The following is a 23,953-nucleotide window of genomic DNA, read 5'->3' as shown; positions in this document are numbered from 1 at the left end:
CCCGCGGAGCGGGTACCACATCGCTGCGCGATGTGCAAGCGAACAACCGCGCTGCGCGCGGTTGTTGCGCTCCCGCTCCGCGGGAGCGCTGGCGGGACGCTGCGCGTCCCGCTCAACCAGACTGCTGCGCAGTCTGGTTGACGCTCCGTCCGCTGCGCTCCCGGAGCAGCAGGACTTCGTCCTGGATCCGGCCCTCCGCTGGCGCTCCAGGCCGGCCGGGCGGGTCCGCTGCGCTCCCCCGCCCTCAACGGTCCTTCCGGCTGCGCCTCCAGTCCCTTCGGGCCCGCTGGCGCGGGCCTGGCTGGCTACGAGGAGGGGTGGCTGCTCGTTCGGGTCGAGTTCAGCGTAGTGGATGCCTCTTTGTGATGCAGCATGTAGAGTTAGGGAAAATTAGTCACACTCTCAAGGCTGTGTGAGCTCGACAGGGTGAGCAGAGTCGATGGGGTGAATCGAAGTGACGATCAGGGAAAAGATTCCTGATGTGCTTACGCGCAGGGCTCAATCTTTCGTCCGAATCCACGGTTACCGGATTCCTGATACTGGTGTGGAGCAGCACCGGGCCCGGTGGCTGGAGCATGGAATCCCGGCAGCAGAGATTGACCGTGCTGTGGCGTATCAGGAAATCTGGGGCGGGATAGCCCTCCCTCCGTCTCTGCACTACGACGGTGGTCCCAGTTCGCTGAGTGCGGACGTTCCTGAGGGGTCGGAGGCGGAGGGCTGGTGGTTCGGGGCCGGGCTGCAGCGCACCGCGCTTCCCTACGCTTTCATGATTGGTCCCGAGGGGGAGTTCGGTATCCATGCCGGCACTTGGGTGCCTCTGCATGGGAGCATCGCGGGGTGGGTGGAGTCGGTGGCCCTCGCAGATCATGCCCGCCGATGCGCCCGCACTATCACCACGGTGACCGGTGAAGCGGTGGAGGCGCTGCAACTCGACGGTTTGGAACCGGTCTTGGAGGTTGCCGGACGTGCAGACACCTGGTGGCGAGGAGCTGACTCTCTTGTGGCCGTCTACCGCGGGGAAGCTGAGTGCATGTTGGCACCGCAGTGCCGGACGGCAACGGTCTACTCCGGGCTCGATGAATGGGGCCTCAAAGGACTCGGCGTTTAAGAGATCACCTGCCATCGATGAGACATCGGGCTGCAACGCCGCTCTTGGCAAGAGGAACTGATGACAGGACAGTTTGGAATGCAGAGAATCGTGCTCAGAGAGCACCAGGTGGATGCGACTGCGCATATCCGTCACTGGGTCGGATTCCCTGCAAGATCCTCTGTGCCCGCGGAAGGGGCGCGCGCCACGGTGGTGTCCGCCACGGGATCTGGCAAGACGATCACGGCTGCGTGGGCTGCGCTGGAGTGCTTCCGTGGCGGGCGGATCCTCGTCATGGTCCCTACCCTCGATCTGCTCGTGCAGACCGTTCAGGCGTGGCGGAGGGTCGGTCACAGGGGGCCGATGGTCGGGGTGTGCTCGCTGGAGAAGGACGACGTCCTGGAACAGCTGGGCGTACGGACCACCACGAACGCGATCCAGTTGGCGCTGTGGGCGGGGCATGGGCCGGTGGTCGTGTTCGCCACGTACGCCTCTCTCGTGGACCGTGACGACGCGGAGGACCCGTTGGGTCAGGGACGCGTTCGCGGGCCGCTGGAGGCTGCTCTGGCAGGCGGAGAGCGGCTGTACGGACAGACGATGGCCCCGTTCGACCTCGCCGTCGTCGACGAAGCCCACTCAGCCACGGGTGATCTTGGGCGGCCGTGGGCGGCGATCCACGACAACACCCGCATCCCGGCGGACTTCCGGCTCTACCTCACCGCCACCCCGCGCATCCTCGCCTCCCCTCGCCCGCAGAAGGGCAGGGACGGGCAGGAGCTGGAGGTCGCGACCATGGCGTCCGATCCGGACGGCCCGTACGGCGAGTGGATCTACGAGCTCGAACTGTCCGAGGCGATCGAGCGCGGCATCCTCGCCGGGTTCGAGATCGACGTGCTGGAGATCCACGACCCCTCCCCCGTCCAGGCACTATCAGAGGAGGCGCAGCGGGGCCGGCGGCTGGCGCTGCTGCAGACTGCGCTCCTGGAGCACGCCGCCGCGCGGAACCTGCGCACGGTCATGACCTTCCACCAACGGGTGGAGGAGGCGATGGCGTTCGCGGAGACGATGCCGCAGACGGCCGCCGAGCTGTACGCGGCCGAGGTCTCCGACGAGGCCCTGGCCGACGCGGACTTGCTGCCGAAGTCGTCGATCGATGCAGAGTTCTACCCGCTGGAGGCCGGCCGCCACGTGCCCCCGGACCGAGTGTGGGCGGCGTGGCTGTGCGGTGACCACCTCGTCGCCGAACGCCGGGAGGTCCTGCGCCAGTTCGCCGACGGCCTCGACGCCGGCAACAAGCGCGTGCACCGGGCGTTCCTGGCCAGCGTGCGGGTCCTGGGCGAGGGCGTCGACATCGTCGGCGAGCGGGGTGTGGAGGCGGTGTGTTTCGCCGACACCCGCGGCTCCCAGGTGGAGATCGTGCAGAACATCGGCCGGGCCCTGCGCCCGAACCCCGACGGCACGAACAAGGTGGCCAGGATCATCGTGCCCGTCTTCCTTAAGCCCGGCGAGGACCCGACCGGCATGGTCGCCTCCGCCTCGTTCGCACCCCTGGTAGCGGTCCTCCAAGGCTTGCGCTCACACTCCGAACGCCTCGTCGAGCAGCTCGCCGGCCGGGCGCTGAGCAGCGGGCGGCGGCAGGTGCACGTGAAGCGGGACGAGGACGGGCGGATCATCGGCACCACGGCCGAAAAAGAGGGCGGGCAGGACGAGAGCGAGGGCGCGGTGGAGTCAGCGCTGCTGCACTTCTCCACCCCGAGGGACGCGGCGACGATCGCGGCGTTCCTGCGCACCCGGGTGTACCGGCCGGAGTCGTTGGTGTGGCTGGAGGGCTATCAGGCCCTGCTGCGCTGGCGGAAGAAGCACCACATCACCGGCCTGCACGCCGTCCCGTACGACACCGAGACCGGGGTCGGCGTCACCAAGGCGTTCCCGCTGGGGCGTTGGGTCCACCAGCAGCGGCGCACCTACCGTGCGGGCGAACTCGATCCCCACCGCAAGATGCTGCTCGACGAAGCCGGGATGGTGTGGGAACCCGGCGACGAAGCCTGGGAGAACAAACTCGCAGCCCTGCGCTCCTTCCACCGCGCCCACGGCCACCTCGCCCCCAGACGCGACGCCGTATGGGGCGCCGCCGACAGCGAACTGGTCCCGGTCGGGGAACACATGGCCAACCTCCGCCGAAAGGACGGCCTCGGCAAGAACCCGCAGCGCGCCGCAACGCGGGCCGCGCAGCTGGCCGCGATCGACCCTGGCTGGAACTGCCCCTGGCCACTGGACTGGCAACGCCACTACCGCGTCCTGGCCGAACTCGGCGCCGACGAACCAGGCGGCCACCTGCCCGACATCGCCCCCGGCGTCCTCTACGAGGGTGACGACCTCGGCAAATGGCTTCAGCGGCAATGCCGCAGCTGGGCGGAGCTCTCCGAGGGACAGCAGCAGCGGCTGACAGCGCTGGGCGTAACACCCGCCGAACCACCCGCCCTGGCCTCGGCGGCCAAGGGCACCGGGAAGGCATCAGCCTTCCAACGCGGCCTGGCAGCCCTCACCCGGTACATCCAGCGGGAAGGCAGAACCGTCGTTGGAAGGGCGCACATTGAGGAGTTGCCGGACGGTTCGGCGATCAGGCTGGGTGTGTTTCTGAGTAACCAGAAGTCCAGGCGTGACCGTCTGGATGCGGAGCAACGAGCAGCCTTCGCTCAGCTGGGCTACGCCTGGGCCGAAGAGCAGCCCGAGCGCGGGTCTGTACGGTGAGCGGTGTAACTCCCGGGCTGGGAGCGACAGTTGATGACTGACGTGGCGGGTGACATCAGGGCCGGGAAGGCCGTGGTGAGCGGGACGGGCGCTGTGGATGACGGGCTGGTTGCCGAGCTGGTCGCCCGGGCTCAGGCCGGTGGCGTGAAGCTCACCGGGGAGGGCGGCCTGCTGCAGCAGCTGACGAAGCGGGTGCTGGAGTCCGCGCTGGAGGGCGAGCTCACCGATCATCTGGGCCATGAGCCCGGTGAGCGGGCCGTAGGCGGCCGGGAGAACTACCGCAACGGGCACCGGTCGAAGACTGTGATCACCGAGTCGGGGCCGGTCGAGATCGCGGTGCCGCGGGACCGGGCCGGGTCGTTCGAACCGCAGCGGGTCAAGAAGCGGCAGCGCCGGCTGGGCGGTGTGGACGAAATGGTCCTGTTCCTGTCGGCGAAAGGGCTCACACACGGGGAGATCTCCGCGCATCTCGCCGAGGTCTACGGGGCGGAGATGGCCAAGTCCGCCCTCTCCACGATCGCCGACAGCGTGATGGCCGGCATGGCGGAATGGCAGAACCGTCCGCTGGACAGCGTCTACCCGGTCGTCTTCATCGGCTGCGTGAACGTGAAGGTCAGGGTTCTGTCGACGATCTTGTGATCCGGACGGTTGAGCGGTTCGTGCCGATCGTTCGCAATCATTCATCGCGTGCTCTCGTGATGTGCTTTTGGAGCTGTTTCCTTACCTGTCCGCGTTGCTCATCGAGGAGGTCGAGCGACGGCCGGACAAGGTGGTGTTGAGGGAGCGGGTGCGGGCGGCGAGCGGGTACTGTCGGTGCGGTCAAAGCTCCGCTCGGGTGCACGGCCGGTACGTACGCAAGCTGCGTGACGTCGCCGTGGGCGGGCTCGGCGTGGTGATCGAGTTACGCATACGTCGGTTCCGCTGCGAGAACACTGCCTGCACGGCGGTGACGTGCGCCGAACAGATCGTGGGACTGACGACCCCGCACAGTCGGCAGACCCCGCTATTGCGCGGGGTGCTGACGCGGATCGGACTGGCCCTGGCCGGCCGGGCTGGAGCCCGCCTGGCCTCCGCGGCCGGCATCACCGTGGGCAAGGACACGCTGCTGCGGCTGGTCAGAGCCCTGCCCGAACCGGAGGTCGGCGAGGTGGAGGTCCTCGGCGTTGACGACTTCGCCTTCCGCAAGGGCCGTCACCACGGCACGGTGCTGATCGACATGGCAACCCGCCGTCCACTGCATCTCTACGAGGGGCGCGAGGGCGAAGACCTCGCCGCATGGCTCCGCGACCATCCCGAGGTGAAGGTGATCTGCCGGGACCGGTCCAGCGGTTACCGGAGGGCGCACGCATCGCAGCGCCGCAGGCCGAGCAGGCCGCTGATCGCTGTCATCTGTGGGCCGATCTCGGCCAGGCGGTCGAGAAGACAGTGAACGGTCATCGCTCCCGTCTGGCCGAACCGCCTTCGAAAACCCGCAGACACCCCCGACGAACCGCAGGTAGTCCGGCTGCCGACAGAGCTGAAGATCGTGACTCGGCTCCGTGAACAACATGCTGCCGCCCACGGGTCGTGGCAGCAGGGGATGTCGAAGGCGGGGATCGGCCGGAAACTCGGACTGCACCAGGCCACCGTCCGCAAACTGGTCAACGCCCCCTCCGCGGACGACGTCGTCGCCAAAAGCCTGCAGCGCGCGCACGTCGTCGACCCGTATGTCGGCTACCTGCACCGGCGCTTCAACGATGGCGTCAGAAACGCCACCCAGCTCTACCGCGAGACTCAGGAACAGGGCTACCCCAAAGGCGAGTTGGCCGTCCAACGTCATCTGCGGCAGTACCGCACCGGGGGCGGACACGCACCCGATCCGGGGCCGAAGCCTCCGTCGGTCCGCGAGGTCACCTCATGGATCATGACTCGCCCCGAACACCTGCGGGACGAGGCCGCCGGCAAGCTTCGCCGGCTGCGTGAACGCGATCCCGAGCCGGACCGGCTCACTCTTCACGTCAGGAAGTTCGCCGTCATGATGACCGCACGCCACGGCGACCGCCTCGAGGACTGGATCACCGAGGTCGAACGAGACTCCCTCGCCCCACTCGCGGGCTTCGCCCGCAACCTCCGCCGCGACTTCGACGCCGTCCGCAACAAATTGTCCCTTCCCCACAGTTCCGGCGCCGTCGAAGGCAACATCAACCGGCTGAAGATGCTGAAACGCCAGATGTTCGGCCGGGCCAGCCTCGATCTCCTTCGCAAACGCGTCCTGCTCGCGCGATGAGTCCAGCCCATCCGGATCACAAAATCGTCGACAGAACCAAGGTCCGGGACGGGCAGGTCGCCAACCGGCCGGTGCACATGGCGGTGGCGGTCACTGCCGAGGGACACCGGGACATCCTGGGCCTGTGGATCGGTGACGGTGGTGAGGGCGCGAAGTACTGGCTCCGGGTCCTGACCGAGGTCAAGAACCGCGGCGCGGCCGACGTCCTGATGCTGGTCTGCGACGGCCTGACCGGCCTGCCGGACGCGGTGAACACCGTCTGGCCTGCGACGATCATCCAGACCTGCGTCGTTCACCTGCTGCGGAACAGCTTCCGTTACGCGGCCTGGCAGGACTGGGAGAAGATCGCGAAGGCGCTCCGGCCCGTCTGCACCGCGCCGACCGAGGACGCCGCCCTGGAGCGGTTCGTGGAGTTCACCGACGTCTGGGGCGGGAAGTATCCGGCGATCGTCCGGCTCTGGGAGTCGGCCTGGGCGGAGTTCGTGCCCTTTCTCCAGTTTCGACGTGGAGATCCGCAAGATCGTCTGCACCACCGACGCGATCGAGAGCATCAACGCACGGATCCGCAAGGCCGTGAGGGCCCGGGGACACTTCCCCACCGACCGGGCCGCCCTCAAGTGCGTCTACCTGGCCGTCATGAGCCTGGACCCGACCGGCACCGGACGCAAACGCTGGACCATGCGCTGGAAGGCCGCGCTCCAAGCCTTCGACATCACCTTCGACGGCCGGCTCACCACCGGACGCCGCTGAACAAAACCGACCGAGTTCCACCACTCGCTACACAGACCCGTGCCTGGTCACCACTTCGATCGAGGACGTGACCTGGAACGAGGAGCGTCAGCTCAACCTGCAGGCCGACGGCACGCCGTGGCACACCTCCGCCCTGGCGGCGTCGACCACCGACACCAACCAGGACGGCCAGGGCGACGACGTCACCGACCCGTACTTCGCGCCTGCGTCATGACCGCCGCCGCCCGCCCCGTGCTCGTCGTCGCTGAACGACTCGACCCGTCAGCGGACATGGTCGTGGACCAGCTCAACCAGCGCGACGTTCCCGTGATCCGTTTCGACGCCGCCGAGTTCCCCCAGCAGCTCACACTCTCAGCCGGCCACGCGCCGACAGAGCCGGGCCGGACGGGGATCCTTGACGATGGGCGCCGGACGGCGCGGCTTGAGGACGTCCGGGCCGTCTGTTGGAGACGGCCCGGGCGCCCCGTCATCGCCGACGCCGTTCCCGGGCCCTACGCCACGTGGCCGCAGAACCAGGCCGAATGCGCGCTCCTCGACGTGGTTGCGGCTCTGCCCGGCGCCCGGTGGATCAACAACCCGCACCATGACCGGATCGCCGCCCACAAGCCCCAACAGCTCGTCACCGCCACACGCTGCGGTCTCCGCGTGCCCCGCAGCCTGATCACGAACGATCCGGACGCCGCCCGTGACTTCGCCAAGCAGGTCGACGGGCCTCTGATCTGCAAGCCGGTCCTCGGTGGACGTCTGCCGGTGGACGAGGGCCGAAAGCTCATGGTGGCCACCCACTACGTCGATCCCGCCGCGTTCGACGGCAGCATCCGCACCACCGGCCACTACTTCCAGGAAGCCATCGAGAAGGCCTACGAGGTGCGGCTCGTCGCCGTCGCCGACCGGGTGTTCGGCGGCACCCTGCACACGTCCCCGGAGAAGGCGCGCACCGACTGGCGCACCGACTACGAGCACATCACCTACGGCACGGTCGACGTACCCGAGGAGATCGCCACAGGCGTGCGGCGCTTCCTGGCCTACTACGGCATCGTGTGCGGCAGCTTCGACTTCGCCGTGACTTTGGACGGAGAGTGGGTGTTCTTCGAGAACAACCCTGCCGGAACCCGGGCATGGGTGGAGAACCACACCGGCACCGGGCTACCGATCGCTGCCGCACACGCCGACTACGTGCGAGGAGCCTGCGAATGACCTTGCTGGACAACGACACCGCGGACGGGTTGCGGAAGAAGTTCGCCGCTGCTCTCACACCCACGCACACCAGCGCGTGGAGGAATGCGTTCGCCTCGGTCCCCCGCCACGTGTTCGTGCCCTCCTTCTACACCCCGGGCGGGTGTGACCCCGTTTCGGTGGGCTCGTACTGGTTACGGGAAGCGGTCTGGGACGTGGATCGTCCGGCTGGGCGGATTCGCCGATGAGTTCGCCGTCCTCGAACCGTCTGCCCGGTGACACGACCGTTCTCGACAGGAGTGCCATGTCCACCATCCAGCCGGTGATCACCACAGCGGACCTCGACGCCCTGCTCCGCTTCTACACGCGATTGTTCGGCGCGGAGCAGATCTTCCGGGTACCGGAGAAAGGCCCGGCCTTCTACCTCGGCCTGCGCATCGGCGACACCGACCTCGGGCTCGTGGCCAAGGCGGACCCCGGGGACCGGGAGGCATCGCGGATCCTGCTCAGCATCGGTGTCGACGATGTCGACGAGACGCTCGGCCGGGTGGAGGCACTGGGTGGCACGGTCCGCAGCGGCCCCGACAACATGCCGTGGGGACAGCGGGTCGCGCACATCAAGGACCCCGACGGCAACCCGGTCAACCTCACCCGGCCGGTCCCCGCTCCATGACGCTGTTCCGGGTGCTTGCGCTGATCGGGGGCTGCCCGCGGTAGAGGACGCTCGCCTGGCGTGGGCCGCCCTCGCTTCCGGCCGGGCGAGGGCTCGTGAAGGCCGGATCAGCCCTGCGGGAGGCGTGTTCGCCCCTTGGGGCCGGTCCAGGTCTCTCCGTCCCGCGTCACGGCGAACGCGGAAACGCCCGGCAGCCCGGACAGCCATTCCCGGGCCCCGGCGCCCATGCCATACGCCGCCGTGGCCAGCATGTCGGCCTCGGTGAGGGAAGCGCCGGTCACGGTCAGCGAGGCGAGGCCGTGGGAGGGCGGCGCGCCCGTGCGCGGGTCGACGATGCGGCAGCCCCGTTCGGCGGGGCCGGAGGTGGCGACGGCGAGGGGGCCTTCGACGCACTCGACGACTCCGGCGCAGGTACCGGGCACGAGGGGGTGGGCGATGCCCACGCGCCAGGGTCCGCCGTGCAGTTGCACGTCGCCGCCCCCGTTGAGGCAGACGTGCTCTGCCCCCATGTCGCGCAGCAGGAGCGCCGCGCGTTCCACCGCCCAGCCCTTGACCAGACCGCTGGGATCGAAGACGCCCGAGTGCCAGGCGTCGAACCAGCCGTCGGTACGCCGGTGGGCGTCTTCGCACAGGTCGAGCACCTCGCGCAGTTCCGGCTGCCACTCCTTGGGCACGAGCTCCCCTCGCCTGACGCGGCAGACGGCACTGTCGGGGCGGAACGGGGAGAAGACCTCGTCGACGTGGCGCAGCAGTGCTTCGGCCGCGTCGAACGCCCCGCGGAGGCCGGGGGGCCGGCTCGGCGCGCACCGTGCAGGAGAACACGGTGCCCATCGTGTGCACGACGCGGAGCAGTTCCCGGTCAGCCATGCGCCTGGTCCAGTGCGCTCTGCAGCGAGCCGATGCAGCCCTCACTCGTACAGGCCGCGCCGGAGACGGCGTCGACGTGGGCGCTTCGCGCGTCCAGGGTCTCCTGGACGAGAACGGGCACCGCGGACGCGTTGATCTGCCGGCTGCGGGGGTCGCCGCCGGGGTACTGGACGGCCCGCGCGGCCGTGATCCCCGGCCCGTCGAGGGTGAGTTCCACCTGGACCGGTCCGTATCGGGTCTGAACGGTGGAACCGGTGACCGTCCGGGAGCCGGCAAACGATCCTGCGGAGCCGGCGGAGCCTGTGCCCGGTGCGGGTGTCGCGGTGGACGGCAGGGCACCGGACGTCATGTGGTGGGGTTTGAGGGACAGTGCGAGGACCGTCACGGTGACGGTGGCGGCACACGTCAGTGCGGTGCGGCGGACGGGGTGGGCGCGCATGGCGGGGCTCACCGTTCGAAGGACTCGTGGTGGATGCGGGACGCGGGCACTCCGGCGTCCCGCAAGGCGTCGAACGCGGCCAGTGACAGGCCTCGCGGTCCGCACAGGTATACGTCGTGCCGGTCGATGTCCGGGAGCAGCGCCCTGAGCCGGTCCGCGGTGATCCGGGCCCGCGTACCGTCGGGGTGGTTGAGGGCGTACACGAGGCGGGCACCGCGCGCGGCGGCGATGGATTCCAGCTCGCCGCGCAGCGCCAGCTCCTGGGCGGTGCGCGCCCGGTAGAGGAGGGTGAGGTCGCCGGGCGCGGCGGGCAGCGTCTCGAACAGGGTGCGCAGAGGGGTGATGCCCGTACCGCCCGCGATCAGCAGCACTTCCCGGCGGCTGCGCCGTTCGGGCGGTCAGGGCGCCGTACGGCCCTTCCGCCCACACGCGGGTGCCCGGGGAGAGGGTGGCGACGGCCGCGCTGTGCTCGCCGAGCGCTTTGACGGTGATGCGCATCAGGTCACCGCGCGGCAGGGCCGACAGCGAGTACGGATGACTGGCGCCCCGCATGCCGGGTGTCAGGAAGCGCCAGCGCAGGAACTGTCCCGGGCGGGCGCCGAGCCGGTCCAGGTGACGGCCCCGCAGCCAGACGGAGTACACGCCGGGTGCCTCCGGTACGGCGGCCACGACGCGTATTGCCTGCCGCAGGTTGAGCCGCAGCGGCGTCAGCACACGGAACCACAGGACCAGGCAGGCCGCCGAGCCGTACAGCGTGTACCAAGCGGCGCGGGCGGGCGCGTCGGCCACGAAGTCGGCACCGATGGCCAGCTGGTGCCCGAAGGCCAGGAAGACCGCCGCGTAGGTGAGCACGTGCAGGTGGTACCAGGTTTCGTAGCGCATCCGACGGCGCACGGCACGCACGCAGGTGCAGCCGACGGCCAGGAGTATCAGGGTGGCCGCCGAGGCCTTGAGCATCTCCGGCAGGTCGAACACGATCGTGCCGAGTTCCTTCAGTGCCCCTGCGTGCGCCTGTGCCGCGTAGCCGAGCACGATCAGCACGACGTGGCTCACCAGGAGGCCGATCGTCCAGCGCCCCGCGGAGGCGTGCCGGCGCGTGACACGGTCGCTGCCCACCCGGTTCTCCAGCCACGGAACACGCGCCATCAGGGCGGCCAGCAGGGCACACATGTATCCGCACAGGAGCCCGGTGACGCGGCCCGCGCCCGTGAGCCAGCCGGCCGCACCGACGACCGCGTCCGTGTCCCGCCACCACAGGGCGATCACGGCGAGGCCGCCCGTCCACCCGGCGGTGAGCAGCGGTACGCAGGGCGACCCGCGCCACGGCGCGGCGGTCGCGCGGTGCCGTGCCGGCGGCGGTCGGTCGGTCGCGGTGGCCATGCAGGTCTCCTCAGGAAGCGGATGGGCTGCCCACTGTGGGGCCGCAACCTCTGAACGGGCTCTCAGCAGCACCGCGGTTCGGCCGTACCAGGAAGTCGCGGAAGGGATTCAGAGCAAACCCAGAGGGTTCCGGGGGATGCTGGGGAGGCCATGGACACACGCCCCACAGCTCTGACCCGCCCCGACGGCACCCCCGTGCGCGTCCTCGTCGTCGACGACGAGCCCGACCTCGCGGAGATCGTCACCGGTGCCCTGCGCTACGAGGGCTGGGAGGTACGCGGTGCGGCCTCGGCACGCGCCGCCGTCCGTGAAACCCGCGCCTTCCAGCCCGATGCCGTCATCCTGGACATCACGCTGCCGGACCGCGACGGCCTGTCGGTCCTGCACGACCTGCGTGCCGAACAGCCCCACGTGTGTGTGCTGTCCGGCACCGCCCGCGACACCGTCGAGGACCGCATCACGGGGATCACGGCGGGCAGCGACGACTACGTGACCAAGCCGTTCAGCCCCGGCGAACTCGTCACGCGACTGCGCGGCCTGCTACGCCGCGCGGGCATGACACACACACGGGCATGACACACGAGCGGGCATGACACACGAGCGGGCGGCCACCTCGATGCCGGCCGTCGACGATCTCGAACTGGACGAAGACACCCACGAAACCACCCGGGACGGAGACGCGCAGGTACGTGGGATCGGTGGCGACGAGCGGGTCACAGGCGAGGTAGAGGTCGCAGCTCTGCTCGGTGATCTTCGCGCCCTGTTCGACGGCGTCCGATGTGAACTTGATGTCGGAGACGACGGCGCCGCCCTTCTGGGCGAGGCCGGTCTGGTCGAGGGTGCGCACGGCGCGGCCCTCGATGACGGCAGCGGTTGCCAGCACCTGGGAGACGATGCCGGTGCCGCCGATGCCGGTCACGCGCATCCGGAAGGACCCGGACGAGTCGGTTCGGATCATCCACAAGGCGATCGACGCCGGGATCGACCTCATCGGCATCGCCGATGAGCTACGCCGACTCAAAGGACGTCGTCGGACGAGCCCTGAAGGGCCGGCGCGACGAGGTGGTCCTGGCCATCAGGGTCGGCCTGCCCATAGGCGAGGGCCCCAACCATAAGGGCGCCTCCCGCCGCTGGATCACCACCGCCGCCGAGGACTCCCTGCGCCGACTCAGCACCGACCACCTCGACGTCCAGCAGCTCCGGCCGCCCGACCCGGACACCGCTCTGGAGGAGACCCTTGCCGTCCTGAGCGACCTCGTCAGGGCCAGCAAGGTGCGCGCCATCGGCTCGTCGACCACGCCCGCCTCGGTGATCGCCCAGGCCCAGTGGGTCGGCGAACGCGCCGGGCTGCAGCGGCTGTGCACCGAGCAGCCGCCGTACTCGATCTGAACCGTGGCACCGAACGGGAGGTGCTGCCCGCTCGGGCAGGAGTACGGCATGGGCGTCATGATGTGGGGCCCGTTCGGCCGGGGCTGCTGTCCGGCCGGTTGCGCAAGGGCGGTGACAACGACCTCACGCGCGTCCGGTTCTCCCGTCACCTGTCCGACGAGCGCCGCATCGGCGTCGTCGAACGGCTCGTCCCGCTCGCGAAGGAGGCCGGACTGCCCCTGGCCCACCTGGCCGTGGCCTTCACCATCGCCCACCTTGGGCGTCAGCGCCGCGTTCCTCGGCCCGCGCACCATGGATCACCTCGACGACCTTCCGGCCGGGGCCGACGCCGAGCTGTCCGACGACCTCCTCGACCGGATCGACGAGATCGTCCCGCCGGGCACCGACGTCACCTTGCTCGACCAGGGATACCGGCCCCGGCCCTGCTCGAGACCGCTCTCCGGCGTCGTCCCGCCGGGCTCCGGTCGGCGGCCTGAGCCTCAGGGGCCCGGAACGCGGTCCGGTCCCTGGCACACGGCGGGCAGGCGCACACGCCTGCACCGACAGAACCGGCCCCGCTCCCGTCCCAGGCGCCGGCTTCGACAGACCACGGCATCATGGCTCAACACTCGCCACCATCCGCGACCGGATGTACCCCTCTGGCCCCGGGCGAGGCTGGTGAACTCGCACGAGCTCCCCCGGTTACAGGGAACTGACGCCCGGGTTCGGCGTACTGCGGCTGCGGAGTTCGGGGAACACGCGCCCTTCCGCGTTCGACCTGCTGAGGCCGTCCGGGCCGGACGCGGCCATTCCTTTCGGCCGTGTCAGCGGCGCGCCTCGGCCGTCAGCGGGTGACGGAGATCGCGAAGGGGGTGAATTTGGTGGAGCGGATGACGTGCGGTACGAACAGGATCGCGGCCTCTGTGGCGCGGGCGGTCCGGATCCCCCCGAGGTCGGTGATCCATTCCTTCCGCCAGCCGAGGTCGGTGAGCAGTTCGTGGACGGTCTGCTTGGCTTGCGGATCCTCGCCGGACAGGAATGCGGTAGGCGTCTGGGCGAGGGTGGCCGGTGAGGTCATCACCGAGAAGAGCATGGTGTTGAGTGTCTTGACGACGCGCGTTTCGGGGAGCGCTGTCTGGAGTAGTTCGGCGAGGCCCGAGCCGGGGTAGAGCAGATCGGCGGGCAGTGCGTCCGGTCCGTCGGTGGTGGCGTTGGAGACATCGACGAGGATCTTGTCGCGGAGTTCGTCGCGCAGGGCGGCGAGCCGGTCCAGCGAGCCGGCCCCCGGGGTGGCGTTGATGACGATCCGGGCGGTCCGTGCGGCGTCGGCGGCGGAGCCCGCCGTGCGGTCCGCCACGGTCACGTCGTGTCCTGCCCGGGCGAGGGCTGCCGCCAGGTTGCCGCCGACGCGGCCGTTTCCGAGCACTGCGATCGTGGTCACGATGATCTGCTCTTTCCGTGCGTGCGGGTGGTGGTGAGCGGTCAACGCGAGAGCGTGGAGACGGCCTCGGCGTGGACGCCGGGCGCGGCAGCCAGAAAGCTCTCGCTCTGCGGGGTCCAGGGGCGGCCCTCGGCATCGGAGATCCGTCCGCCGGCCTCGGTGACGAGCAGCGCTCCGGGAAGCAGGTCCGCGCGGGCGCCGGCGAACTGCCAGAAGGCGTCGATGCGACCGGCTGCCACATTCAGCAGGTGCAGGGTCGCGGGCACGGCGACACGGACGACGAGTGCGTCGAAGAGCATCGCGGTGATGGAGGAGCCGACGCGCCGTACGACCATTTCGTCCTCGTCGGGCCGGGCCTGGCTGGTGGCCACGATGCTCAGGCCCAGATCCGCGGTCTGCGAGACGTGCAGCGGCCGGCCGTCGAGCCGGGCGCCCGCGCCGGTGAGCGCGGTGCAGGTCTCACCGGTCAACGGCAGGTGCACCACGGTGAGCACCGGCTGGTTCTCCCGCACGAGGGTGACGGTCACCGCCCACTCCGGCAGGGCGTGCACGTGGTTGACGTTGCCTTCGGCCGGATCCACGACCCACCACTCGCCGGCCGGCAGCGCCCCGCCGTCCAGTTCGTCCTCCACCCAGCCGGCCTCCGGGCGCAGGCGCGTGAGACGGGCTCTGCCCTGCCCGGCGCGGGAGCAGGGCCCGGCCGTACACGGGAAAAATATAGGGGAACGGACGGCCACGCACTGCTACGGTCGGACGCCATGACCTGGCTTCCCGATGACTTCATCCACCGGGTCTGTCAAACCAGCGGCTCTGGCCGTAGTCGGTGGTGACGTCGAGTAGCCGTCAGGGCAGGAGGATGCGGTGGCGGAGGAGGTCGAATCCGGCGCGTCCGTGCATTTGCCGCATGATCCTCTTGGTGCGGGTGTTGACGCCTTCGGTGCGGCCGTTGTGGTAGGGCAAGGTGAGACCGGCGTTCACGGCGGATCGGTCGATTTCGAGACCGTTGGTGAAGCTGCGCAGGTGAGGCAGGTCGATGGCCCGGGCGGTCGTGATCCACTCGGTGAGTTTCACGTCGTTACCCCTCGGTCGGTTTCAGCAGGGCGGCGAAGCCGCGTATGAGATCGGCGAGTGCGGTCATCTCCGGGCAGGCCGCGGCGATCTTCTCCAGCAGAACCGTTTCCTTCGGGCGCAGGTTCTCGGGGTCCGTGAGTAGGAGGCGGCCGGCGTGGCGCACCGTGGTGACGGGCCGGTCGCCTTCGGCGCGGCCCTGGTTGAGATATCGGACCAGGAGGTTCGCGCTGCCGGCGTAGCCCAACTTCCGTATCTCGTGGAGGAGATGGGTGACCGGGACGGCCGGATCTTCGGCGCGGCGCCGGCGCAGATGCTCGCGGTAGGGGTCGACGAGGGTGGGCCGGTAAGAGGGGGTGAGGCGCAGGGCCTGGGGTTCGGGCATCCGGGCGTAGCGTTTGACGGTGTTCAGGGCCACGCCCAGGCGGCGGGCTCAGTCGAGCGACCCGACGCCCTGGCCGAGGAGATCGTGGACCTTGTTCCAGCGTTCGCGGGTGGTCTGCTCGCGTACTCCGCCGGGACGGGGCGGGTTGATGGTGGCCCAGCATCCGGCGTGCACACTGACCTCGAGCTGGACTTTGTCGCAGAGATTGTGCCAGAGGTGCCATCGATCGCTGACCTGCACTGCGCCGGGCAGGGCGCGACGGACGGCCTCGGCGTATGTCGCCGAGCCGTCGCGGCACACGACCTCGGCACCAGAATGTGTCCGCAGCCAGGACTCCGGAGTGGCCGCCTCGCCGTCGGGCAGCACCGCGACGCGTCGGCCGGTCTCGGCATCCGTGATGATCGTGGCGTAGCGGTGGCGCCGGCGCAGGACGAAATCATCCACACCGATCACCCGCGGGACCGCCGGCTGCGGCAGCGGCAGGCGTCGCAGATGACGCAGTGCGGTGCTGCGGGAGACGGGCACGGCCAGCAGGTTGGCCAGGCGTGCGGCCGCCCGGCCGCATAACTCCCGCGCCGCCTGCGATATCTGCCCGGCAAGACGCACCGTGCGGCGCTGATGACGCTTCAGCAGCCCGGGAATCTGCTCGCGGAAGGTCTGCCGCGAGCAGCCCCGAACCGGACAGACCAGCCGCCGTATGCGCAGGTGGACGACAACCGGGCGGCCGTCAACCGGCACGTCCCGCACCATGCGGCGCTGGTACCCGTGCACCTGCGCCGTCGGCGTTCGGCACACCGGACACGGCACCGCCACATCTCGAGTGCGGGCCGTGACCACCACCGCGACACCACCGTCCGCCACGTCCTCGACTACGAGCGCCAACAGCCCGGAATACACCGTTCCGACAAGGGAGTCGACATCCATCACAAGATCATGACCGAGGATGGCTACTCGACTTCACCACCGACTACGGGTTAGAGCCGAACGATTTACAGTCCCTCGGTAGGGCAGCGTGCGTTGCCGAGCTGCAAAGACCCGGATGCCACCGGCTCCGGCGGTCCGGGGAGCGGTCCGGCGCTACGGACCTTCACCCGGCCACCACAGTGTCTCCACTGTCATGGGCATGAGTTTTGCGCCAATGTCGCACCGGCGTAACGGACTTGACAGGGCGTCATGATCGTCCGGTGATACGCTCCCGTGCACATGCCACGTGAGCTTTCGCCTCGGCATGGATACAGCCAGGAGGGCTCTCCGGGCGGTGAGGTATGCCCATGGCCGAGGGTCCGCTTGGACAGATTCCGAGAGCTGGACTCCAGCCGCTCAAAGAGAGTCACATGACGAATTTTTCGCAGAATCCGGCAGTTTGGGCGCTCGTCGTCGGCGTCGCTGTCGCCATCTGGGTCATCACACGCCAGCGAAACACGATCAGGGCGCTGCGGGGAGAGAAGCAGAGGCTTGAAGGTGACTTGACCCGATCGCAGGGAAACGTCTCCGCCCTGCATGTCAACGTCGCCGAGCTACGCAGCGGCTATGACGAGGTGGTCCGCCAGGCGAAGGAAGAGGCGGAGGACGCCACGAACACCGTGCTGAAGTCCGCCATGCGGACCCTGCAGGGTCTCGCCGCAGAGCAGCAGCGGGCCATCTCGGGGCTGCAGAAGAAGTACGGCGACTCCGCCGTGTTGCGGGACATGCTGGACATCGACCACATGAACTCCCAGTTCAACCGGCGTGCGCAGTCCATCGCCGTGCTGTGCGGAGGGTGGCTCGGCCGGCAGCGGGAGGCCGCGGCCGTCCATGACGTGATCCGCGGAGCGCAGGGCCGTATCCGGCACTACCAGCGCGTCGACATCGCCTCGCGGGTCAACTTCGCGGTGACCAGCCGCGCCGTCGAGCCGATCGCGCTGACGGTGGCCGAGTTGTTGGACAACGCGACCAGCTACTCCGATCCGTCCACCACGGTCGACGTCGAGGTGCGTCCCGTGCCCACCGGCATCGTCATCGTGATCGACGACGCCGGTGTGGGCATGAGCGAGGAAGAAAGGGCGCACGCCACCTCTCTGCTGTCCAGCGGGTCCGCGGTGAGCGTCTCCGAACTCGGCAACCCTCCCGCATTCGGATTCGCGGTGATCGGTGCCCTGTGTGCCAGGTTCGGGTTCACAGTCACCATCGACAGCACCTCTCCCTACGGCGGCGTCCGCGCCGTGGTGAGGGTGCCGAAGGAGCTGCTGACCGACATGCCGGAGCCCGAGAAGCCCACCACCACGCAAGAGGTCAGTACCGCCGCCGTGAGGGGCGGGTCGGCCCCTGCGACGACACCGGGCGGGCTGCCTCAGCGACGGAACAAGCGCGCTATGGCGCTTGTGCAGAACGACAGCCAGCGAGACGAAGCGGCGACCGCGCCGCCGGCCCGGTCGGCAGAGGCACGGGTGGCGGCCATGGGCGCCTTTCAGCGCGGCACTGTGAGCGGCCGAAGTGCGGGGGTACCGGCCGCCGAAAGTGCTCGTGATACCACTGCCGATTCACACGAAGGGTATGCCCCGTGAGCGACGACCTGTCCTGGATGCTCGAGGATGCGCTGCAGATTCCCCATGCCCTCGCCGCGGTCCTGATCTCTGCCGACGGCCTCCAGATGTCCCGTACCGCCGGGATCGGCCGGGACGACGCCGACAAGGTAGCCGCCGCCGTCAGCGGACTGCAGTCACTCAGCCGGTCCGTCAGCTTCTTCTGTGGTGACGAGGGTTTGAACTGGCGCCAGACGCTCATCGAGTTCGAGGGGGGCTGGGTGTTCCTGAACGCCGCGGGCGGCGGCAGCTATCTCGCCGTGGCGGCGTCGGTCGAGGTCGACATGCAGGACATCACGTACCGGATGCAGCAGCTGGTCAGCCGGCTGGGCAAGGCGATGTCGACCGGCCTGCGCAGCGACACGGTCACCTCATGACAGACCCCGCCGAGCCCGAGTTCGTGTCCGAGGCCGGAGAATTAGTCCGGCCCTACGTCATCACCCGTGGCCGTGACCTGCCCCATGAGGGCGCGTTCGCCCTCATCACTCTCGTCACGGCGGCCTCCGACGAGCAGCAGCGCCCCCAGCGGCTCTCGCCCGAGGAGCAGCAGATCTTGGAGATGTGCTCCAGCGGCTACCTCTCGGTCGCTGAGGTCGCCGCGCACTCGCAACTGCCGCTGGGTGTCGTGAAGGTGCTGCTCAGTTCCCTCGCCGAGGGGGGCCATCTCGTGACCCGGGCGCCGGTGCCCTCGGCCCGTCTCGCCAACAAGGCTCTTTATCAGGAGGTGCTCGATGGCCTCAAGGCTCTCCCTGTCTGAGGACGCCTACGTGCGCAGCGGCGCACACCAGACCGCGGTGAAGGTCCTGGTCGTCGGGCACTTCGCCGTCGGCAAGACCACGCTGATCAGCTCACTGTCCGAAATCACGCCGCTGTCCACCGAGGAGCAGATGACGACGCTCTCGGAGCGCGTCGACGACCTCAACGGCGTGCAGGGCAAGACCACCACCACCGTCGCCCTGGACTTCGGCCGCCTGACCCTCAGCGAGCGCATCGTCCTGTATCTGTTCGGCTCCCCCGGGCAGCAGCGCTTCGTCAACCTCTGGGACGACATGGCCCGCGGTGCGCTGGGCGCCCTGGTACTGGTGGACCCTGAGCGCCTGGCCAGCTCTTTCGAGGTCATGGACCTGGTCGAGTCCTACGGCCTGGACTTCGCCGTGGCCATCAACGCTTTCGACGGCGGCACGACCCACACCCCGGAAGCGGTCCGAGAAGCGCTTGATCTCCTGCCCGACACCCCCGTCGTCACCATCGACGCGCGCGACAAGAAGTCGTCCGTCGACGCCCTGATCACTTTGGTCCGCTATCTGCAAGAGCGCGCCGAACTGGAGCACGCATGACTACCCCCTCAGTACCGCCGCCCGGCTGCCCCGCGCACGGCAGCGGGCAGCGCATACCCCTCGACTCGCCGGAGTTCGCGGCCAACCCGCACGCGTACTACCGCTACATGCGCGAGCTCGGCCCCACCGCACAGGTCACCATCGCCCCCGGTGTCGAGGCGACGCTGGTCACCGACTACAACGCGGCCCTGGATCTCCTCCAGGATGCGACGAACTTCCGCAAGGACTCCCGCCGCTGGCGTGCCCTGGCCGAGGGCCGCGTCAGCCCCGACAGCCCGGTCCTGCCGCTGCTCGCCTACCGGCCGAACGCCATGTTCACCGACGGCGCCGAGCATGTGCGGCTGCGCCAGGCCATCACCGACTCCTTCGCCCGCGTCAGCGACAAGCGGCTGGCCCGGATCGTCTCCACTGCCGCCCAGTTCCTGATCAACCAGTTCAGCGCCCGCGGCAGCGCGGATCTGCTCAGGGACTACGCGCAGCAGCTCCCGCTGTATGTGTTCAACGAGCTGTTCGGCTGCCCGGCGGAGATCGGCGACCGGGTGCTGTTCGGCATCTCCGGGATGTTCGACGGCGTCAACGCCGAACAGGCCAGCCAGGTCCTGCTCGGCGCGGTCAGCGAGCTGGTGGCACTCAAGCGCTCCCGGCCCGGGGAGGACATCACGTCCTACCTGATGCAGCACTCGGCGCAGCTGAGCGACGAAGAGCTGGCGCACACGCTGGTGCTGCTCCTCGGCGCGGGCGGCGAGCCGGAGGGCAACCTCATCGGCAACAGCTTCTACACGATGCTGACCAACGAGGAGTTCGCGCGGCTCGGCCAGTTCGACAAGGCCGTGGACGACACCCTGTGGCGCAACGCGCCCATGTCCAACTACGCGCCCCATTATCCGGTCGCCGACACGGACGTGGCCGGCGACAAGGTCCGCGCCGGTGAGCTGTGCCTGGTGTCCTTCGGCGCCGCCAATACGGCGCTCGCCGACCGGGGCGCCGACACACGCGGTCACCTCGCCTGGAGCGCCGGCCCGCACGCCTGCCCGTCCAAGGACCCGGCCCGGCTGATCGCCCTGACCGGACTTGAGACCTTGTTCAACGCGCTGCCCGACGTGGAACTCGCCGTCCCCGCAAGCAGCCTCACCTGGCGGCCCGGCCCCTTCAACCGGGCCCTGGCCTCCTTGCCGGTCCGATTCGACGCCGTCACCCCGCGCCCTGCGGCCGCGCCCGAGCCGACGGCCGTCTCCCGCGACCAGGCACGCTCTGTCTCGCCCGCACCCACGCCTGCGGCGCCGCAACCCACCGGCAGGCCTGGGCGCTGGAGCAACTTCATGAGGTGGCTGACGGGCCAGTAGCCACGCCCTTTGTGGCGCATGTGACACAGGCAGTTGATGTCGCCCGCATGATAGATCAACTCCCTGGGTAGGACGGCGCGGAGTGTCTGGAGTGACACAAGTCGAAGGAGAGGCAGTGGACCTCAGTACCTCCGCGCCCCGTTCCACCGGCGACCGGCCGGGCCGACAACGCATTGCCCGCAGCAGACGGGACCCCTACGGGGGCGGCGACCCTGATCATGCGCAGGACCGAATACCCGCCGCTCTCGTGCGAGGCACGCGATGACCTCACGGCCGGGCCCTGACATACCAGCGACCAGCACCGGCGAGACGACGCTCGGCGACCACGTACTCGGCCAACTGCGGCGCCTGGGTGCCGTGGTGGGTCTGAGCGAGGCGGACACCGAGCTGTACGGACAGGTCCTGCTCGACTCCCTCACGGGCGCCGCCCACCGGCCGCTGTCCCAGCCCCCGGCCTCGCCCACTTTCCTGAGCGACGACCATACCCCCGTCGAGTTCTCCCTTGCCAGCACCCCCGGCGCCGCACCGGCACTGCGCGTGCTCGTGGAGCCCGGATGGGCCCACGCCGACATGGGCGACAGCGGCCGCGCCGGACTTGAGGCCATCCGCGCGATGGCCGCCCGCTGGGGCTTCTCCACCGCCCCACTCGACACCGTCGCCGACCTGTTCTTCCCCGCAGGCGCCCAGGGCCCCCTGGCCCTGTGGTACGCGCTCGACCTGCGCGTCGGAAGGGTCCCCGGGGTCAAGGTCTACCTCAACCCCTCCGCCTCCGGGCCGGAACACGCGGCCCGCACCGTGCACGAGGCGCTGCGCCGGCTCGGCTACGGCCAGGCCTTCGAGCAGTTACCCCCGGCGGTCGGCTACCCGTTCCTCGCCCTGGACCTGGGCGCCTGGAAGTCCCCCCGGGTCAAGGTCTACGTGCGACACCCGCGCATGTCGGCCGATGACGCCTGCGCACTCAGCCGCACCGCTGACGCCGCGGCGCTCGACATCCGAGCCTTCTTCCACGCGGCCGCGGGCTCCTTCGCGTCGTCCGGGCGCGGCGGGGACGACACCCTGAGGCTGGTGCGGCGGCCCGCGCTCACCTGCCATTCCTTCACCGAGGGTGACAGCACCCCGAGCGGCTTCACGCTCCACATCCCTGTCCGGGACTACGTGCGCGACGATGAGGAAGCCCTCGCCCGCGCGACAGCCCTACTGACCCGGGCCGGCATCGACCCCGCGCTTTTGCACCGAAGCCTGGGAGCGCTCACACAGCGCCCGCTCGCCGACGGTGTGGGGCTGATCGCCTACCTGGCTCTGGTGTCTGAGCGGGGCCGGCCGCCCCGGTTCACCGCCTACCTGTCCTCCGAGGCCTACCGCGTCCGGCCGCCGCAGGAGCAGTACCCGCGGGGCACCTGGATGTCTGCCCAACGCACCCGGAGTGTCCTGGGCCCGGGAGACCGGGCCACCGGTCACGTCAGCCCGTACACCGCACAGAAGGAAGTCACGTGGAGCCCTACCGCATCAAGGTCGTAGAACCGATCGCCTTCACCACCCGGGAGCAGCGCCAGGAGGCCATGGAGCGGGTCGCCTACAACCCGTTCGAGCTGCGGGCCGACGAGATCACCATCGACCTGCTGAGCGACTCCGGTACCGGCGCCATCTCCGCTGACCAGCTCGCCGCAAGCATGCAGGGCGACGAGTCCTATGCCGGCAGCCGCAGTTACTACCGGTGGCACGAGGTCGTCTCGCACCTCACGGGCTACCCGCACATCCTGCCGGCCCATCAGGGTCGCGCGGCCGAGCGCGTGCTGTTCTCGGCCCTGCTCAAGCCCGGCGACCGGGTGCTGTCCAACACGCACTTCGACACCACTCGTGCCAACGTGGAGCTGACCGGCTGCACGGCGTACGACCTGCCCTGCGCCGAGGCGAAGGACCTCGACAGCGACTACCCCTTCAAGGGCAACATAGACCTGCTCGCGCTCGAAGAGGCGCTGCGGAACGCGGACCGGGCGCCCGTGGGCGCCGTACTGATGACCATCACCAACAACGGCGGCGGCGGCCAGCCGGTCTCGATGGAGAACCTGCACCGGACCGCCGAACTGTGCCGCCGCCACCACGTGCCGATGATCCTGGACGCGGCGAGGTTCGCGGAGAACGCCTGGCTGGTGACCCGGCGCGAGCCCGGCTACGCCGACCGCACCCCGCGCCAGGTCGCCGAGGAGGCGTTCCGACTCGCGGACGGCTGCGTCTTGAGCGCGAAGAAGGACGGCATCGTCCACATCGGCGGGATCATCGGCCTGAAGGATCCGGACCTCGCCGAACGGTGCGGGGGCCTGCTCATCGCCACCGAGGGGCACACCACCTACGGCGGCCTGGCCGGCAGTGCCCTCGACATGATGGCCCGCGGACTCCTGGAAGTCACCGAACCGGCCTACCTTGCCGAACGCGCCGACATAGCCGCCTATCTCGCCGCACGCATCCGCGAGGCCGGGGTCGACATCGTGGAGCCTTCGGGCCTCCACGCCCTGTACCTCAACGCCGGGCGGCTTCTGCCCCACATCCCTCCCCACCAGTACCCCGGCACCGCGCTCATGGTGGAGCTGTACCTCCGCGGAGGCATCCGCTCGGCAGAGCTGGGCACGCTGTACCTGGGGGAAGAGGACGAGCAGGGCAACACCATCAAGACGGCCCCGTACGAGCTCGTACGGCTCGCGCTCCCCCGCCGGGTCTACACCCGCAGCCACTACGACCATGTCGCCGCCACCCTGGCGGACATCGCGAAGAACCCCGAGTCCGTAGGCGGCTACCGGGTCACGGGCCAGTCGCCGATCCTCCGCCACTTCAGCATCAAACTGGAACCCGTACGGTCTGGCGACTGATCTCCCCCTCCTGACCTTCTTCGACGCCACTGAGCCGGCCTGACCCCCGCATGGCGCGCACGACTTCGTTGTGCGCGCCATGCCGTCGGGCCAGGACGAGGTGCCTTCCACGCCGACAGCGATCACTTGTCCGTGCGCGTTCACGAAGGCCAGAGCCGCCGCGTATCCCCGGCGGTGGTAGTGAACTCGGCGTCCGC

General features: G+C 69.4%; 18 protein-coding genes and 7 pseudogenes. 18 read left to right on the top strand and 7 right to left on the bottom strand.

Going from position 1 to position 23,953, the window contains the following annotated elements; genetic code table 11:
* The first annotated feature begins 454 nt into the window (after nucleotides 1-454).
* The 9 genes and pseudogenes from ACFY93_RS13650 to ACFY93_RS13610 all read left to right on the top strand — a co-directional run bounded on the left by ACFY93_RS13650 (nucleotide 455) and on the right by ACFY93_RS13610 (nucleotide 8,703).
* Nucleotides 455-1,108 carry a hypothetical protein gene (locus ACFY93_RS13650; RefSeq protein WP_391357356.1) on the top strand — a complete coding sequence of 218 codons (654 nt, stop codon included), beginning with the start codon at nucleotides 455-457 and terminating at the stop codon, nucleotides 1,106-1,108.
* Between the two features lie 78 nt (nucleotides 1,109-1,186).
* The gene (locus ACFY93_RS13645; RefSeq protein ID WP_391357354.1) at nucleotides 1,187-3,838 is read left to right on the top strand and encodes a Helicase associated domain protein; all 2,652 of its coding nucleotides are present in this window, start codon (nucleotides 1,187-1,189) and stop codon (nucleotides 3,836-3,838) included.
* Nucleotides 3,839-3,871: 33 nt separating this feature from the next.
* Nucleotides 3,872-4,456 (top strand): annotated as a pseudogene (locus ACFY93_RS13640) (transposase); the annotation flags it as partial.
* Between the two features lie 82 nt (nucleotides 4,457-4,538).
* On the top strand, nucleotides 4,539-5,267 hold the full coding sequence (locus ACFY93_RS13635) for a transposase family protein (protein ID WP_391357351.1): 729 nt from the start codon (nucleotides 4,539-4,541) through the stop codon (nucleotides 5,265-5,267).
* Between the two features lie 150 nt (nucleotides 5,268-5,417).
* Nucleotides 5,418-6,104 (top strand): transposase, encoded by a 687-nt coding sequence (locus ACFY93_RS13630; RefSeq protein WP_391357348.1) that lies wholly within the window; start codon nucleotides 5,418-5,420, stop codon nucleotides 6,102-6,104.
* A gap of 38 nt (nucleotides 6,105-6,142) precedes the next feature.
* Nucleotides 6,143-6,854: pseudogene (locus tag ACFY93_RS13625) on the top strand (IS256 family transposase); the annotation flags it as partial.
* Nucleotides 6,855-6,921: 67 nt separating this feature from the next.
* The gene (locus ACFY93_RS13620; protein WP_391357345.1) at nucleotides 6,922-7,068 is read left to right on the top strand and encodes a hypothetical protein; all 147 of its coding nucleotides are present in this window, start codon (nucleotides 6,922-6,924) and stop codon (nucleotides 7,066-7,068) included.
* Entirely contained in the window at nucleotides 7,065-8,051 is a 987-nt protein-coding gene (locus tag ACFY93_RS13615) for an MvdC/MvdD family ATP grasp protein (protein WP_391357342.1), read from the top strand. Before ACFY93_RS13620 ends, ACFY93_RS13615 begins: the two co-directional genes overlap by 4 nt.
* A gap of 283 nt (nucleotides 8,052-8,334) precedes the next feature.
* Nucleotides 8,335-8,703, top strand: coding sequence for a VOC family protein (locus ACFY93_RS13610; protein ID WP_391357340.1), 369 nt, complete (start codon nucleotides 8,335-8,337; stop codon nucleotides 8,701-8,703).
* A 107-nt stretch (nucleotides 8,704-8,810) separates the two neighbouring features.
* On the opposite strand, the gene ACFY93_RS13605 is transcribed toward ACFY93_RS13610, so the two are convergent.
* From ACFY93_RS13605 to ACFY93_RS13595, 3 genes and pseudogenes are all read right to left on the bottom strand, one after another.
* The gene (locus tag ACFY93_RS13605) at nucleotides 8,811-9,452 is read right to left on the bottom strand and encodes an FAD:protein FMN transferase (protein ID WP_391357380.1); all 642 of its coding nucleotides are present in this window, start codon (nucleotides 9,450-9,452) and stop codon (nucleotides 8,811-8,813) included.
* 110 nt (nucleotides 9,453-9,562) lie between these two features.
* Nucleotides 9,563-10,009, bottom strand: coding sequence for an FMN-binding protein (locus tag ACFY93_RS13600; protein WP_391357338.1), 447 nt, complete (start codon nucleotides 10,007-10,009; stop codon nucleotides 9,563-9,565).
* Between the two features lie 8 nt (nucleotides 10,010-10,017).
* A pseudogene (locus ACFY93_RS13595) lies at nucleotides 10,018-11,389 on the bottom strand (ferric reductase-like transmembrane domain-containing protein).
* Nucleotides 11,390-11,539: 150 nt separating this feature from the next.
* On the opposite strand from ACFY93_RS13595, the pseudogene ACFY93_RS13590 reads away from it, so the two are divergent.
* A pseudogene (locus ACFY93_RS13590) lies at nucleotides 11,540-12,068 on the top strand (response regulator); the annotation flags it as partial.
* A 36-nt stretch (nucleotides 12,069-12,104) separates the two neighbouring features.
* On the opposite strand, the pseudogene ACFY93_RS13585 reads toward ACFY93_RS13590, so the two are convergent.
* Nucleotides 12,105-12,314 (bottom strand): annotated as a pseudogene (locus ACFY93_RS13585) (2-oxoacid:acceptor oxidoreductase family protein); the annotation flags it as partial.
* Nucleotides 12,315-12,391: 77 nt separating this feature from the next.
* Here ACFY93_RS13585 and ACFY93_RS13580 point away from each other — a divergent pair.
* Nucleotides 12,392-12,778 (top strand): aldo/keto reductase, encoded by a 387-nt coding sequence (locus ACFY93_RS13580; protein WP_391357336.1) that lies wholly within the window; start codon nucleotides 12,392-12,394, stop codon nucleotides 12,776-12,778.
* Nucleotides 12,779-13,601: 823 nt separating this feature from the next.
* Here the strand turns inward: ACFY93_RS13580 and ACFY93_RS13575 are convergent.
* From ACFY93_RS13575 to ACFY93_RS13565, 3 genes and pseudogenes are all read right to left on the bottom strand, one after another.
* Nucleotides 13,602-14,198, bottom strand: a complete 597-nt coding sequence (locus ACFY93_RS13575; RefSeq protein ID WP_391357334.1) for an NAD(P)-binding domain-containing protein — start codon at nucleotides 14,196-14,198, stop codon at nucleotides 13,602-13,604.
* Nucleotides 14,199-14,239: 41 nt separating this feature from the next.
* A pseudogene (locus ACFY93_RS13570) lies at nucleotides 14,240-14,869 on the bottom strand (inositol monophosphatase family protein); the annotation flags it as partial.
* 172 nt (nucleotides 14,870-15,041) lie between these two features.
* A pseudogene (locus ACFY93_RS13565) lies at nucleotides 15,042-16,548 on the bottom strand (ISL3 family transposase).
* 437 nt (nucleotides 16,549-16,985) lie between these two features.
* On the opposite strand from ACFY93_RS13565, the gene ACFY93_RS13560 reads away from it, so the two are divergent.
* The 7 genes from ACFY93_RS13560 to ACFY93_RS13530 all read left to right on the top strand — a co-directional run bounded on the left by ACFY93_RS13560 (nucleotide 16,986) and on the right by ACFY93_RS13530 (nucleotide 23,756).
* On the top strand, nucleotides 16,986-18,194 hold the full coding sequence (locus ACFY93_RS13560; RefSeq protein ID WP_391357331.1) for an ATP-binding protein: 1,209 nt from the start codon (nucleotides 16,986-16,988) through the stop codon (nucleotides 18,192-18,194).
* Complete coding sequence (locus ACFY93_RS13555) at nucleotides 18,191-18,589, top strand: roadblock/LC7 domain-containing protein (RefSeq protein ID WP_391357327.1); 399 nt, start codon at nucleotides 18,191-18,193, stop codon at nucleotides 18,587-18,589. The genes ACFY93_RS13560 and ACFY93_RS13555 overlap by 4 nt, the downstream gene beginning before the upstream one ends.
* Nucleotides 18,586-18,969: a DUF742 domain-containing protein gene (locus ACFY93_RS13550; protein ID WP_391357325.1), complete on the top strand. Its 384-nt coding sequence runs from the start codon at nucleotides 18,586-18,588 to the stop codon at nucleotides 18,967-18,969. Before ACFY93_RS13555 ends, ACFY93_RS13550 begins: the two co-directional genes overlap by 4 nt.
* Complete coding sequence (locus ACFY93_RS13545) at nucleotides 18,944-19,549, top strand: ATP/GTP-binding protein (protein WP_391357323.1); 606 nt, start codon at nucleotides 18,944-18,946, stop codon at nucleotides 19,547-19,549. The genes ACFY93_RS13550 and ACFY93_RS13545 overlap by 26 nt, the downstream gene beginning before the upstream one ends.
* Nucleotides 19,546-20,892 carry a cytochrome P450 gene (locus ACFY93_RS13540; protein WP_391357320.1) on the top strand — a complete coding sequence of 449 codons (1,347 nt, stop codon included), beginning with the start codon at nucleotides 19,546-19,548 and terminating at the stop codon, nucleotides 20,890-20,892. The genes ACFY93_RS13545 and ACFY93_RS13540 overlap by 4 nt, the downstream gene beginning before the upstream one ends.
* 261 nt (nucleotides 20,893-21,153) lie before the next feature.
* On the top strand, nucleotides 21,154-22,410 hold the full coding sequence (locus tag ACFY93_RS13535; protein WP_391357317.1) for a tryptophan dimethylallyltransferase family protein: 1,257 nt from the start codon (nucleotides 21,154-21,156) through the stop codon (nucleotides 22,408-22,410).
* Nucleotides 22,383-23,756 carry a tryptophanase gene (locus ACFY93_RS13530; protein ID WP_391357316.1) on the top strand — a complete coding sequence of 458 codons (1,374 nt, stop codon included), beginning with the start codon at nucleotides 22,383-22,385 and terminating at the stop codon, nucleotides 23,754-23,756. The genes ACFY93_RS13535 and ACFY93_RS13530 overlap by 28 nt, the downstream gene beginning before the upstream one ends.
* The last annotated feature ends 197 nt before the right edge of the window (nucleotides 23,757-23,953 follow it).

Source organism: Streptomyces sp. NPDC008313 (genome assembly GCF_042956125.1).
In the GTDB taxonomy this organism is placed as follows: domain Bacteria; phylum Actinomycetota; class Actinomycetes; order Streptomycetales; family Streptomycetaceae; genus Streptomyces.
The sequence above is the reverse complement of the archived record's forward strand: the minus strand, read 5'-3'. Positions and strand labels throughout refer to the sequence as shown.

Excerpts from the sequence above, each read along its gene's own strand:
- ACFY93_RS13560 (WP_391357331.1), top strand. The coding sequence starts at position 16,986 with ATGACGAATTTTTCGCAGAATCCGGCAGTTTGGGCGCTCGTCGTCGGC.
- ACFY93_RS13600 (WP_391357338.1), bottom strand. The coding sequence starts at position 10,009 with ATGCGCGCCCACCCCGTCCGCCGCACCGCACTGACGTGTGCCGCCACC.
- ACFY93_RS13610 (WP_391357340.1), top strand. The coding sequence starts at position 8,335 with ATGTCCACCATCCAGCCGGTGATCACCACAGCGGACCTCGACGCCCTG.
- ACFY93_RS13645 (WP_391357354.1), top strand. The coding sequence starts at position 1,187 with ATGCAGAGAATCGTGCTCAGAGAGCACCAGGTGGATGCGACTGCGCAT.
- ACFY93_RS13630 (WP_391357348.1), top strand. The coding sequence starts at position 5,418 with ATGTCGAAGGCGGGGATCGGCCGGAAACTCGGACTGCACCAGGCCACC.
- ACFY93_RS13545 (WP_391357323.1), top strand. The coding sequence starts at position 18,944 with ATGGCCTCAAGGCTCTCCCTGTCTGAGGACGCCTACGTGCGCAGCGGC.
- ACFY93_RS13535 (WP_391357317.1), top strand. The coding sequence starts at position 21,154 with ATGACCTCACGGCCGGGCCCTGACATACCAGCGACCAGCACCGGCGAG.
- ACFY93_RS13550 (WP_391357325.1), top strand. The coding sequence starts at position 18,586 with ATGACAGACCCCGCCGAGCCCGAGTTCGTGTCCGAGGCCGGAGAATTA.
- ACFY93_RS13580 (WP_391357336.1), top strand. The coding sequence starts at position 12,392 with ATGAGCTACGCCGACTCAAAGGACGTCGTCGGACGAGCCCTGAAGGGC.
- ACFY93_RS13540 (WP_391357320.1), top strand. The coding sequence starts at position 19,546 with ATGACTACCCCCTCAGTACCGCCGCCCGGCTGCCCCGCGCACGGCAGC.
- ACFY93_RS13615 (WP_391357342.1), top strand. The coding sequence starts at position 7,065 with ATGACCGCCGCCGCCCGCCCCGTGCTCGTCGTCGCTGAACGACTCGAC.